We start from the raw sequence: 12740 nt of genomic DNA, 5'->3' as shown, positions 1-12740 counted from the left end.
TTTGTTTTCGGGAGGTTCCCGGTATCTCTAGGATACGCGGGAGAATGGTGCCCAGGAGAAGACTCGAACTTCCACGACCTTAAGGCCACTGGCACCTGAAGCCAGCGCGTCTACCAATTCCGCCACCTGGGCATAGGGGCATCTGGTTTGTCCGGGGTTTCCCGCCGGAACGGGGCGGAATATACGCGGTCAGGCTTAAGTGTCAACCAACTTTTTGATGGTTTGGTGAAACTAAATCCGGCGGGTTGGCCGTCTGCCTGAAACATCAGGTTTTTCTTGGCGTTTTGCCGGTTTACCCATCACACCGCGTGGTCAAACAAATAGGCCAGAACACCGTTCAAACGGTTCCGGCCCTGATCAGTCGCACGCAACCCCGAAGAATCACAGATCAGATCACCGGACTCGATCAGGGTTTCCAGGCGATCATTCGCCAGAACATCGCGCGGCCCCTTGCCAATAATGCGCTCAAAACGCGCAGCCGGGATAGTTTCATTAAGCCTTAAGCCCATCATCACCATTTCAAGCAGGCGTTCGTCAGACTCAAGTGCTGTTTCTTCCTGCGTGCCATGGCCGTGTTTTTCAACACGGTCCAGCCAGACATCGGGCGCACGGTGACGGCGCACCGCCATCGGGGCCGTGCTGCCATCGGTTTGAATAACCGCTTCGCGCCCATGCGCCCCCGGTCCGATGCCCAGATAATCGCCATAGCGCCAATAAACAAGGTTATGGCGGCTTTCCTGCCCGGGTTTGGCGTGGTTGGAAACCTCATAGCAGCGATATCCGGCCCGCTCGGTCTCTTCCTGGGTGATCTCGTAAAGTTCGGTCGCAAGGTCTTCGCCCGGCACGACCAGATCACCGCGTTGATGCAGGGTATAAAACTGTGTGCCCGGCTCGATGGTCAGCTGATACAGCGAAATATGCCCATTGGCGATCTTAAGCCCTTCGCGCAGTTCCGCCCGCCAGGCATCGGGATCGTGTTCCGGCCTTGCATAGATCAGATCAAAGGAAAACCGATCAAACACCGAGGTCGCCACATCAAGGGCGCGCATGGCTTCATTGGCACTGTGCAGCCGCCCCAGGAATTTAAGATCGCGGTCATTAAGCGCCTGAATGCCGATCGACACCCGGTTGATCCCATTGGCGGCAAAGGCCGAAAACCGGTCAATCTCGACCGTGCCGGGATTGGCTTCCAGCGTGATTTCCAGATCATCGGTCACCGGCCAGAAGGATTTGATGTCTTCAATCAACGCGCCTGCGGTTTCCGGGTCCATAAGCGATGGCGTGCCGCCGCCGAAGAACACCGATCCCACCACACGGCCGGGATGACGCGCCGCCCCATGGGCAAGCTCGGCCCGGAGTGCCTTGCGCCAGCGCGCATGATCAACACTGTTGGCCACATGACTGTTGAAATCGCAATAGGGGCATTTCGACAGGCAAAACGGCCAGTGGATATAAATGCCAAACGGCACGGTTTCACTTGAGGCTGCGGACACGCGGGACTCTTTTCAAACGCGGGAATGTTGGCCGATAAACTAACACGCACCGCCGATCATGACATCAGCGATGCGTGCATGGGTTGAATGCAGGGCTTGAACCCGAAATCAGTCTTCGAAGCAGGCCTTGACCAGCTGCGCAAAGGCATCGGCGCGGTGGCTCATTTCATGCTTTTTCGCCGGGTCCATTTCGCCAAAGGTTTCGTCATATCCCTTGGGCTGGAAAATCGGGTCATAACCGAAACCATGGCTGCCGCGTTTCGGCCAGACGATCTCGCCTTCAATCCGGCCTTCGAAATTTTCCACATGTCCATCGGGCCAAGCGAGCGACAAGGCACAGATAAAGGATGCCCGGCGGTCGGGGTGCGAGCCGATCCCGTTCTGGACCTTTTCCATCGCCATATCGAAATCCTTGTCCGGCCCGGCCCAGCGCGCGGAATAAATCCCCGGCGCACCATCAAGAGCGGAAACGGCCAAACCGCTGTCATCAGCCAACGCCGGCAGGTTGGCACCATTGGCCGCCGCCGTTGATTTCAGCTGCGCATTACCAATAAAGGTTTTTTCGGTTTCTTCGGGTTCGGGAAGATCAAGCTCCCCGGCCGAGAAAACCTCAATGCCAAAGGGGGCCAGAAGTTCGCCGATTTCCTTGATCTTGCCTTTGTTGTGGCTGGCGATAACGAGTTTTTTTTCCGTAAAGCGACGGGCCATGGTCTTGCCTGAAAGCGATTTTCAAAATGGGGTTAGATCAAAATAAGGTTGTTGAGATTCGTTTTATGCTGAGCCGAAAATGGTTGGTCGCGAGAAACGACACGCAGCGTACTTAAGTACGTGAGCATCGGAAGCGCAGCGACCCGCCATTTGCAGGCCAGCATGAGACGAAGATCAGCAACCTTAAAGGCCAAGCGCCTCGCGCTGCTTGGCGAACAATTCCTTGCAGCCCTTTTCTGCCAGCGCGAACATCTGATCATAGGCTGCGCGATCAAACGGCACGTCTTCGGCGGTTGCCTGTACTTCGACAATGCCGCCATTGCGTGACAGCACAAAGTTGGCGTCCGCCCCGGCGTTGCTGTCTTCAGCATAATCAAGATCAAGCACCGCTTCACCTTCATAGATGCCACACGAAATGGCCGCAACCGGCTGGGTCAGCGGGATTTCCTTGATCAGGCCAAGGCGACGCACACCCTGAAACGCCAGATGGGCGGCAACATAAGCGCCGGTGATGGATGCGGTACGCGTGCCGCCATCGGCCTGAATGACATCACAATCAAGGCGCATCTGCATTTCGCCCATGGCCTTCATGTCAGCAACAGCGCGGATCGAACGGCCGATCAAACGTTGAATTTCCTGGGTACGGCCGGACTGACCGCCACGGGCCGCTTCGCGGTTCATGCGGCTATCCGTTGCGCGCGGCAGCATGCCGTATTCCGCAGTGATCCAGCCCTTGCCGGAATTGCGCATCCAGCCCGGCACCTTGTCTTCGACCGTGGCGGTACAGATGACATGGGTGTCCCCGAATTTGATCAGGCAGGAACCTTCGGCATATTTGGAAATGCCGGTTTCAATCGTGACATCGCGAAGCTGATCGGGGGTACGGCCGGAAGGGCGCATGTGAAGGAACCTCTTGGTTATCGTTGCTGTGCTCAACCATCGGAACACAGCAAAATTGTCCTGAAAAATTTGGCCCAAGGTAAGATGTGACCCAGCAAACGTCCAGCAGTTTCCCCGTATGTTTTTATCTGTTCTGGTGCATTCTTGGTGCAATGCAGTTAAACCAACAACTTCAACCAATTTTGCGGGTCTCGCGTTGCGATGGGCCGCGCAATTGACGCAATGGGTTTGCCTGACTAAATTCTCAACAGTTTCACGACAAAGGTCCTGACCGAACCAGATGGCGCATTTTGACGATACATTGCTGGGCGACATGAATACGCGGTCACGTGAAGTGTTCCGCCAGATTGTTGATGCCTATGTCGAAACCGGGGAGCCGATCGGTTCGCGCTCGATTGCGCGACGCATGTCCGAAAACCTCTCAGCCGCGACCATTCGCAATGTGATGTCCGATCTTGAGGAAATGGGTCTTCTGGTTGCCCCGCACATATCGGCTGGCCGCCTGCCCAGTGAAAAGGGCCTGCGTCTGTTTGTGAATGCCTTGATGGAGGTCGGCGACCTTCCCAATGCCGAACGCGACCAACTGACCAAGAATTGTGAACAGGCGGGCTATTCGCTTGATCAGATGCTGGGCGAAGCCACGACGATGTTATCGGGCCTGTCGCGCTGTGCGGGGTTGGTGGTCGCGCCGAAAACCGATGGCATTCGCCTTAAACAGATTGAATTTGTTGCCCTGTCGCCGGGCAAGGTTCTGGCGGTTCTGGTGTCGGAAAACGGCAATGTGGAAAACCGAATCCTTGATGTTCCGACGGATTTGCCCGCCTCGGCATTGACAGAAGCGGCAAATTATCTAAATACCCGGTTGGCTGGAAAGACGCTTGATGATGCGCGTTTGGTGATCACGCAGGAACGTGATCGCCTCAAGCAGGAACTTGATGATCTTTCGGCCAATCTGATTGATGCGGGCCTGGCAACATGGGCTGGCGGGGTCAAGGGATCGTCCCTGATTGTAAAAGGACAATCCCAACTGCTGGAAAATATCGATACGATAGAACAGCTTGAGACCGTGCGCCGCCTGTTTAACGTGCTTGAAGCCCGCGATCAGATGATTGAATTGCTCGATGTAACGACGGATGCCCAAGGCGTTCAGATTTTCATCGGGTCGGAGAACAAACTGTTCGGCGGATCGGGTCTTTCGATGGTGATTTCGCCCTATCAGAATGCTGAAGGCAGCATTGTGGGTGCAATCGGGGTTGTCGGACCGACCCGGATCAATTATGCCCGGATCATTCCGCTGGTCGATTACACCGCCAAGCTGGTTGGTCGACTGATTGGATAAATCGCGGCGCTGCGTGTCAGGCCGCATAACGTGAAAGTAGCAAGGTTAGCCATGTCGGAAACCGCAAAGAACACTCCGGAAGATCTGCAGGACGTCAATGCAGAGGAAACCGCATCGGAAGAGGTCGCAGCAGAGGCGACCGAGGAAACCGTCGAAGACCTGGAACCGCAGGACCCGATAGCCGCCCTTGAGGCCGAAGTCGCGGAACTTAAGGACCGTCTGCTGCGTCAGGCTGCCGAGGTGGAAAACACGCGGCGCCGCGCAAAGAAAGACGTCGAAGACGCAGGCAACTATGCGATCACCAAATTCGCCCGCGAACTTCTTGATGTTGGCGATAACCTGCGCCGCGCCCTTGATGCTGCTGGCGACACGACGGACGCCGATCCAAACATGAAAACGCTGGTCGAAGGCGTTGAAATGACCGAACAAACCCTGCTCAAGGCGCTTGAAAAGAACGGTGTTGAAAAGCTCGAACCGCTGGGTGAAAAGCTTGACCCGAACAAGCATCAGGCTGTGTTTGAAATGCCGCACCCGGAATATGCCGATGGCCACGTTGCACAGGTCATGCAGGCCGGCTACATGCTCAAGGGCCGCCTGTTGCGCCCGGCCATGGTCGGCGTCACCAAGAACCCGGCGGGCGAAGCACCCAAACAGGACGACACCCCGGGCGGAAACGTCGATACCTCGGCCTGAGAACATCAAAGACGATAAACCGGTTTTAGCGGATCGGGTTTAGCATGCAGCCTCGCCAGATATTCATGGCGAGGCTGTTTTGTTTCCACACGCTCAAAAGATTCCCGCTTTCGTGGGAATGACGTAGGCTGTTGGATATCCTCGACAAGACCACCATGCCCGCGCAGGCGGTCATCCATAAGGCCAAAGGACCAAACGTTATGCCGCTCCGCTCTGATCTGATCGACATTCTGCGCGATGAGTGCGCCCCGATTGTCATTCTGACCGGGGCGGGCATTTCCAAGGAAAGCGGCCTGCATACCTTCCGCGATCCTGATGGCATCTGGGCGAAATATGATATTGCCGAGGTCGCAACACCTGAGGCGTTCGTGAATAATCCCGATCTGGTCCATCATTTCTATAACGACAGGCGCGCTGGCCTGCATGACCCGGCAGTTCAACCCAATGAAGCCCATCTGGCACTTGCAAGGCTTGAGGCCGACTGGCCCGCTGATGTGCTTCTGGTAACGCAAAACATTGATGATTTGCATGGCCGGGCGGGATCAAAAAACCTGATCCACATGCATGGGGAGTTGCTTAAAATCCGCTGCACTCACTGCGACCTTCTGACCGACTGGCCGGACGACCTTGCAAAGGAAACACCCTGCCCCGCCTGCGGCAAGGCCGGGGGGTTGCGCCCGCATGTGGTGTGGTTTGGCGAAATGCCCCTTGAGATGGAGCGGATTTATAATGCCCTTGGCGATTGCGGGCTTTTCATCTCCATTGGCACATCGGGCAATGTCTATCCGGCGGCGGGCTTTGTGCAGATCGCCCATGAAGAAGCAGGGGCGGAAACGGTTGAGCTCAACCTTGAACCCAGTTCCGGTGCAACCCTGTTTGATCACAGCCAATATGGCCCCGCCACAGAATTGGTGCCTGCCTTTGTCAGGGCGCTTTTGAAAGACTAATCGCCAATCAGATCATGGAATTGGCGCTTCCCGGCATCGCTAAACCGCACAATACGCGACTCCGGCACCCGTTTGGCCCACCCCAGATCATAAAACCGGTCGAGCAAGGCGGCCCCGAAAGACCCGGCCAGATGGGATTGCCGCGCACTCCAGTCCAGACATTCACGACACAGCGGACGACGCTTTTTGCGCAATCCGTCAAGGTCGATGCCAAATTCACTGGCAAAATTGATCCCGGCTGGCGTCAGGGCAACCCCATTAAGGTCGCTTTCAATCCACTTGCGCTTGGCAAGACCATCAAACAGCGCAACGCCCATGTCCCCCGCCAGATGATCATAACAAACCCGTGCCCGGCGCAGTTCCGGGTCCTTGGGCCCCGTGCGGACCCGGTTGTGACCGACCCGATTGGCAATGCCCATCAGCACTTCAAGTGCTTCGACAATATCAGGCCCGCTTAGCGTGAAATAACGATGCCGCCCTTGTTTGCGCGGGACAACGATCTGACCGGCTTCAAGCTTAGCCAGATGTGAACTGGCAGTTTGCGGCGTCACACCCGCTTCCTGCGCCAGTTCAGCCGCGGTCAATGCCCGGCCACTCATCAGCGCAGTCAGCATATTTGCGCGCGCCGGATCACCAAGCAATGCGGCCACGCGGGCGATATCGGGTCCTTCTTTCATAGTTCGATGCTAATCGAAGCATTGATGCGCGGCAATCGGGATAATGCGTCCTGTCACCCACACAAAAGACTCTCCTGAAAGGACGTTGTCATGATCACCTGTTTTATCCGCTATGAAATCGATCCCTATAAAAAGGACGCCTTTATGGAATATGCGCGGAACTGGGGGCAGGCCATTCCGCGCTGCGGGGCCGACCTTGTCGGGTATTTCGCCCCGCATGAAGGATCGGTTTCAACCGCTTATGGTATCTATCATTTGCCCGACCTGGCATCCTATGAAGCCTATCGCGCCAAGCTAAAGGACGATCCGCTGGGGCGGGAAAACTATGAATTTTCCAAGCGTGAAAAATTCATCCTGCGTGAAGAACGCCAGTTTCTGAAAATCGCATCCACCCCGCATTCGGAGCTGATCAAACCATGATTGCCGTAATTTTCGAAGTTATGCCCCGCGAAGGGCACTATGATGATTACCTTGCCATTGCTGCCGATCTTAAGCCGATTCTCGAAGGGATGGATGGCTTTATCTCGATCGAACGGTTTCAAAGCCTGACCACACCGGGCAAGGTTTTATCGCTGTCATTCTGGCGCGATGAAGAAGCCGTCAAGGCATGGCGCAATCTTGATGAGCATCGCACCGCGCAGGACAAAGGCCGCAATCACATTTTTGAAGACTATCGGCTTCGGGTTGCCGCCGTCATCCGCGATTACGGCATGACCGAGCGTAATCAGGCCCCAACCGATTCCCGGGCGCAACATGACCGTTAAAACGTTCTGATAAAATATGCTTGGGATCAGACCTTCGGGGAAGAACGGGGTTTCCGGCAGTCGGGGGCGACTGACTTACGTGGTGGCGCAAGGGGGCATAGACGATGCTCGACCGGAAACCCTGTATGGTGATGATATTGCACGGCTGTTTGCAAAAAGACGAATGAAGCTTTTTCAGCCATTGTTGAGATTTTTTTGACCCAATTTTTCATCAGGCCTGATAGACAATAAAGTCCCAGATAGACAACAAAGCCCTGGAATATCGTCCGGATGGAAAGCCCGATGCGCAGAAAATTGCCCCCCTTGCGCGCCCTTGTCGCCTTTGAAGCCACCGCCCGCCATCAAAGTGTTAAAGGCGCGGCCGAAGAACTGCATGTCACCCAAAGTGCCATCAGCCATCAGCTTCGCCAGCTTGAAGAAAACCTTGGCGTGGTGCTGTTTACCCGCAAGGGCCGTGGCCTGAGTGCGACGAAATCGGCCAAACTTTTGTTGCCGCGCCTGACCGAGGCCCTTGATGGCATTGCCGACATCACAAGCGAAGTCGGACCGGACAAGGGCAAGGCCATTCGCATCGGCGCTTTGGCAACCCCGGCATTGACGGTATTGCTCTATGAGCTTGATAACCTGCGCGACCGACTGCCCGCCGATATTCCCGTACAGTTTCGCAAGATCGAATTTGATGACGGGCTTGATCCGCTTGAGATTGACCTCGCCCTTCAAATCGCGCCAAAGGACCTGCCCGGCCCCGAAGACTGGATCACCGAACTTCTGACACCCGAAGTCTATACCGCCTTTGCCGCTCCAGACTGGCTGGAAAAGCGCGGCTATGACGCCAGCAATATCGATGTCGCCAAGCTCGGCCCACGCGATATCCTGCTGATTGACAGTGACAGCGAACAGTTTTCCCAGATCGAACAATGGTTCAAGGATGCCAGCTTTGCGCTGGCCGATTGCTGGACCTTCAGCCACCACATCTGGGCGCTTGAGGCCGCACGCGCCGGTCAGGGCATCGTCGCCAGTACCGATGTCGTCGCGCGCAACTATGTTGAACGCGGTGAACTGGTCGCGCTTAATTTCCCGGATTTCATTTCGCACTGGTGGTATCGCCTGCTGATCCGCCCGGCGCGTGAAAAGGACCCGGTGGTGATCGAAGCCGCCAACTGGATCCGCGAACTGATCAACCCCAAAACCGCATCACTGGCCCGCAAAAAGGTGATGTAACGCGATTGTCCGTTGCCCTGCCCCCCCCTAAAGGCTAGGGTTCGGGCGCATAAACCAACGCTGTAAGCTAAGAAAATGGGGTTCCGTGGGGAAGATGACATCCTTGGTGTCGGTCGTGGTCACGACATATAACTGGCCAGAAGCACTTTCCTTGGTGCTGAAATCTCTTGCCGATCAAAAGGATCGCAATTTCGAGATCGTAATTGCCGATGATGGCTCAGCCGATGAAACCGTTCAGCTGGTCAAGGATTTCGCCGCAACCTGCCCCGTTCCCGTCAAACATTACTGGCATGAAGATCGCGGCTTTCGCGTCGCCAAGGCCCGCAATGGGGCGATTAACCTATGCGAAGGGGATCTGGTCGTCTTTATTGACGGCGATTGCTGTGTGATGCCGGATTTCGTGGCTCGCCATCGCAAGGCGGCCACACAGGGCTGTCTGGTTTCGGGCAAACGCGTATTCCTCAAGGAACGTCTGACCAAAACACTTCTGGCGCGCAAATGGGCTTTTCATAAATGGCCGCGCCCGATGCTGTTTGTCACCGCCCTGGCCGGTTTTGCCAACCGCCCGTTTCAGTTCATCCGCCTGCCCCACAATGGCCCCTGGCTTTGGGAACATGAAAAGGACTGGCAAAAAGCACAAACCTGCAATCTTGCCGTCTTTAAATCCGATATCGATCGGGTACAGGGCTTTGATGAAAGCTACGAAGGTCACGGCTGGGAAGATTCCGATTTCGTTTTGCGTCTGCTGCGTTCCGGGTTGAAACGCAAGAACGTCGAATATTGCTCGCCGGTCTTGCATCTTTTCCATGATCGCAAGATTGCCCAGCGCCACGAAGGCGGCAACAACAACTGGCAACTCTTTAACGAGATGCTGCTTGGCGATCCCGAAAGGTTCCTTCCCTTAACGGCGGTCAAAGGCTCCTCTGCGGCCCAGAAGACGGACCCCGAAGCGGCCAAATAGGTTTTTCACCGAATTTCGACCAAGGATGCATGTTGACCCTCTTGGAAGCTGCGGCGTTTCACGATAAAAGGGCGGCATCATTTTCCTTCGGATGCATTTTTGTATCCTCGAAGCACACATCAGCCGCCCTGAAAGCCGGGGCATGCGTATATAAAAGCGAAAGGGATTTTCCCAGATGGATCTCAACAAGATTGCTGTTGGCAAGGATGTTCCGTGGGACGTAAACGTCGTCATCGAAATTCCGCAGGGCGGACCGGTCAAATACGAAGTAGACAAGGACTCCGGTGCGGTCTTTGTGGATCGTTTCCTGCATACCTCGATGTATTATCCGGTCAATTACGGCTTCATTCCCAACACGCTTGGCGAAGACGGCGACCCGGTTGACGCGATGGTCATGTTCCGCGAGCCGGTCGTTGCCGGTTCGGTTATCCGTGCCCGTCCGGTCGGCGTGCTCATGATGGAAGACGAAGCCGGTCAGGACGAAAAACTGATCTGCGTACCGCATGACAAGATCGACCCCTATTACACCGACATCAAATCCCACGAAGATCTGCCGCAGATTCTGCGCGATCAGATCCAGCACTTCTTCGAGCGTTACAAAGACCTCGAAAAAGGCAAATGGGTTAAAGTCACTGGCTGGGAAGGCGCTGAAAAAGCTGCCAAACTGGTCGAAGAAGGTGTTGCCCGCCTCGGCAAATAACTGCCTTTGGGTTTTGTAAGACTTTCAAAACAACGCTCTGCCAACTGGTGGGGCGTTGTTTTTTTTGACTTCCAGTTAAAATGCGCGACAATCAGTTTGTTGGGGGAGCTGTTTGTACGTTTCAGGATTTAATCCATGCCCCCCACAATTGCCCCCGAAAACACCAGCGCCATCACGATCGTCGAAGGTGACATCACAACACTGGATGTCGAGGCCATCGTCAATGCCGCAAACGAGGCCCTGATGCCCGGTGGCGGCGTATGTGGTGCCATTCACCGGGCGGCCGGACCGGAACTGGCAACAGCATGCCTGCCACTTGCCCCCTGCCCGACCGGTCAGGCGCGAATAACACCGGGGTTTGGCCTGAAAGCAAAATACGTCATCCATACGGTTGGTCCGGTTTGGCACGGCGGCACCCGGGGCGAAGCAGAATTGCTTGCGTCTTGCTATCGAAATTCAATTTTGCTTGCACGCGATGACTCCCTGCGCAGCATCGCCTTCCCGGCCATTTCAACCGGGATTTTCGGGTATCCGGAAAACCGGGCTGCAGAGATTGCCGTATCAACCATTTGTGAAGGGGCTGGCGAAATCCCGAATATGCCACAAATTTACCTTTGTTGTTTTTCATCCTCAGTGCGTCAGCACCTTGAAGCAGCCTGGCGCAAACACAAAAAGGTACCTGATTGAATGCAAAGCGACGCTGTTGCACATTCTGCCCCCCGCCCGCTTGAGATAACGGCTTCAGCGGATGGCACATTGCGCGTGGGCGATCACGCGTTTCGCTGTGCAATCGGGACCCAGGGTATCACGGATGCAGACAACAAGACCGAAGGCGATGGCAAAAGTCCTGCCGGTCGCTGGCAGCTGCGCTATGTCATGTATCGTGCAGATCGCCGGCCCTGCCCGCGCACCAGGCTTCCGGTCACCACCATTTCGTTTTCTGATGGCTGGTGCGACGACCCAACCCACCCGGACTATAACTGCCCGGTCCGCCTGCCGTTTGAGGCCAGCCACGAAAAGCTGTGCCGCGAAGACGACCTTTACAACATTGTTGTTGTGCTCGGTCACAATGATGATCCACCGGTGCCGGGAAAGGGTTCGGCAATTTTCATGCATATTGCCAAACCCGACTATAGCGGCACCGAAGGATGCGTTGCACTGGCCGAACAGGACCTTGAAACGCTTCTGGCACTGGCAGAGTACGAAACATTCATCACCATCACGGCCTAGGGTCAGGACCGGAAATCATGGACTTGCCGTTTGGGCCCCGACACCCTAGGGTCAACATTCCGTTTTACGTGCCGATCAATTCACAGGACAGTCCATGATCGAAGACGATTATCTCTATAAAAAAGGTGGTGTTGCAGGGTTTGGTTCGCGTCTGAAAAGCATTTTCGGATCGGGCAAGTTCTGGATGCGCAGCCTTGGTGTGATCGTTTTGATCGCCGTGATTTATTATCCGGCAGGCATGGCGTTTGTGCATCACATTGATGATGACCCTGATTTTTCCGGTAATTATCAGGGCGGCAGTCATGCTGTCAGCACCGCAGCGGGCCTGATTGATCGCGAAGTCAATCAGAACCGCTGGACGGCAAATGACCCGTTCTTCCTGCCCAGCAGCGCACTTGATAACATGCCGAACTTCCAAACCGGCGTTGTCTATGCCCTGTCGCGCTTTGCGATTGAGCTGTCTGATCAGATCGGACGTACCCGTGGATCCAGTCAGGTGGACCCCGATCTTGATGACGCCGCCGGACTGTTGAAATTCCGTGGTGACAAATGGGTCTTTGACCCAAGTGTTTCCCTGCTGCCCGGGGTGACCTCCGAACAGCAATACCGTCAGGCCATCCGGTCGCTTGAAAACTATAATATGCGCCTGACCAATGGTAACGCCGTGTTTGAACGCCGGGCCGATAATCTTCAGGAAACGCTTAATCGGTTTGCCAATGATCTTGGGTCGGCATCGGCCCTGATCGATGACAAGGTCGAAAACCCGTCGGTCTTTGATCGCAGCGCAGATGACGTATTTTATGCCACCAAGGGCCGCCTCTATGCCTATAGCCTGATCCTGCGCGATCTGGGCACCGACTTCGAACAGATCATCAACGAACGTCAGGTCGCCCCCGCCTGGGCAGAAATGATCGCCTCCTTGCAGGCCGCAGCCGCCCTTGAACCGATGGTGGTTGTCAATGGATCAGCAGACGGGATCATCTTCCCCAACCATCTGACGGGCCTTGGATTCTATTTGCTGCGCGCGCGCACCCAAATGCGTGAGATCAGCAATATCCTGCAACGTTAAATGTCGTTTTGATCACAAACCGGGGTGCCGGGAATACC

Annotated in this window: 15 protein-coding genes and 1 tRNA gene; 11 read left to right on the top strand and 5 right to left on the bottom strand. The window is 55.5% G+C overall.

Annotation, left to right across the window (positions count from 1 at the left end; all coding sequences use genetic code 11):
• Positions 1–45: 45 nt before the first annotated feature.
• The 4 genes from JF44_RS0118190 to rph all read right to left on the bottom strand — a co-directional run bounded on the left by JF44_RS0118190 (position 46) and on the right by rph (position 3101).
• Positions 46–132: transfer RNA gene (locus JF44_RS0118190), tRNA-Leu, on the bottom strand.
• Between the two features lie 167 nt (positions 133–299).
• The gene (hemW, locus tag JF44_RS0118185; protein WP_033070352.1) at positions 300–1493 is read right to left on the bottom strand and encodes a radical SAM family heme chaperone HemW; all 1194 of its coding nucleotides are present in this window, start codon (positions 1491–1493) and stop codon (positions 300–302) included.
• A gap of 108 nt (positions 1494–1601) precedes the next feature.
• Positions 1602–2201 (bottom strand): RdgB/HAM1 family non-canonical purine NTP pyrophosphatase, encoded by a 600-nt coding sequence (rdgB, locus tag JF44_RS0118180; protein ID WP_033070351.1) that lies wholly within the window; start codon positions 2199–2201, stop codon positions 1602–1604.
• A gap of 183 nt (positions 2202–2384) precedes the next feature.
• A complete protein-coding gene (gene rph, locus JF44_RS0118175; RefSeq protein WP_033070350.1) occupies positions 2385–3101 on the bottom strand; it encodes a ribonuclease PH in 717 nt (238 codons plus the stop codon).
• A 280-nt stretch (positions 3102–3381) separates the two neighbouring features.
• Here rph and hrcA point away from each other — a divergent pair, with 280 nt between their 5' ends.
• From hrcA to JF44_RS0118160, 3 genes are all read left to right on the top strand, one after another.
• A complete protein-coding gene (hrcA, locus tag JF44_RS0118170; protein WP_033070349.1) occupies positions 3382–4440 on the top strand; it encodes a heat-inducible transcriptional repressor HrcA in 1059 nt (352 codons plus the stop codon).
• Positions 4441–4491: 51 nt separating this feature from the next.
• Entirely contained in the window at positions 4492–5133 is a 642-nt protein-coding gene (gene grpE / locus JF44_RS0118165) for a nucleotide exchange factor GrpE (protein WP_033070348.1), read from the top strand.
• Between the two features lie 200 nt (positions 5134–5333).
• The gene (locus JF44_RS0118160) at positions 5334–6080 is read left to right on the top strand and encodes an NAD-dependent deacylase (protein WP_052066076.1); all 747 of its coding nucleotides are present in this window, start codon (positions 5334–5336) and stop codon (positions 6078–6080) included.
• Here the strand turns inward: JF44_RS0118160 and JF44_RS0118155 are convergent.
• A complete protein-coding gene (locus JF44_RS0118155) occupies positions 6077–6757 on the bottom strand; it encodes an ArsR/SmtB family transcription factor (protein WP_033070347.1) in 681 nt (226 codons plus the stop codon). The two genes, JF44_RS0118160 and JF44_RS0118155, sit on opposite strands and share 4 nt — an antisense overlap.
• Positions 6758–6847: 90 nt before the next feature.
• On the opposite strand from JF44_RS0118155, the gene JF44_RS0118150 reads away from it, so the two are divergent.
• From JF44_RS0118150 to JF44_RS0118115, 8 genes are all read left to right on the top strand, one after another.
• Entirely contained in the window at positions 6848–7177 is a 330-nt protein-coding gene (locus tag JF44_RS0118150; RefSeq protein WP_033070346.1) for an NIPSNAP family protein, read from the top strand.
• Entirely contained in the window at positions 7174–7521 is a 348-nt protein-coding gene (locus JF44_RS0118145; RefSeq protein WP_033070345.1) for an antibiotic biosynthesis monooxygenase family protein, read from the top strand. Before JF44_RS0118150 ends, JF44_RS0118145 begins: the two co-directional genes overlap by 4 nt.
• A gap of 282 nt (positions 7522–7803) precedes the next feature.
• Positions 7804–8742 (top strand): LysR family transcriptional regulator, encoded by a 939-nt coding sequence (locus JF44_RS0118140; RefSeq protein WP_033070673.1) that lies wholly within the window; start codon positions 7804–7806, stop codon positions 8740–8742.
• Between the two features lie 94 nt (positions 8743–8836).
• The gene (locus JF44_RS0118135) at positions 8837–9703 is read left to right on the top strand and encodes a glycosyltransferase family 2 protein (RefSeq protein WP_052066031.1); all 867 of its coding nucleotides are present in this window, start codon (positions 8837–8839) and stop codon (positions 9701–9703) included.
• 175 nt (positions 9704–9878) lie between these two features.
• Positions 9879–10403, top strand: coding sequence for an inorganic diphosphatase (ppa, locus tag JF44_RS0118130; protein ID WP_033070344.1), 525 nt, complete (start codon positions 9879–9881; stop codon positions 10401–10403).
• A 135-nt stretch (positions 10404–10538) separates the two neighbouring features.
• Complete coding sequence (locus JF44_RS0118125; protein ID WP_052066030.1) at positions 10539–11090, top strand: O-acetyl-ADP-ribose deacetylase; 552 nt, start codon at positions 10539–10541, stop codon at positions 11088–11090.
• Positions 11091–11633, top strand: a complete 543-nt coding sequence (locus JF44_RS0118120) for a L,D-transpeptidase family protein (RefSeq protein ID WP_081944495.1) — start codon at positions 11091–11093, stop codon at positions 11631–11633. It begins immediately after the preceding gene.
• A gap of 94 nt (positions 11634–11727) precedes the next feature.
• Positions 11728–12702, top strand: a complete 975-nt coding sequence (locus JF44_RS0118115; protein ID WP_033070343.1) for a DUF2333 family protein — start codon at positions 11728–11730, stop codon at positions 12700–12702.
• Positions 12703–12740 lie beyond the last annotated feature (38 nt).

Origin of the sequence: Thalassospira australica (assembly GCF_000763295.1) — a bacterium.
GTDB lineage: Bacteria > Pseudomonadota > Alphaproteobacteria > Rhodospirillales > Thalassospiraceae > Thalassospira > Thalassospira australica.
The sequence above is the reverse complement of the archived record's forward strand: the minus strand, read 5'-3'. Positions and strand labels throughout refer to the sequence as shown.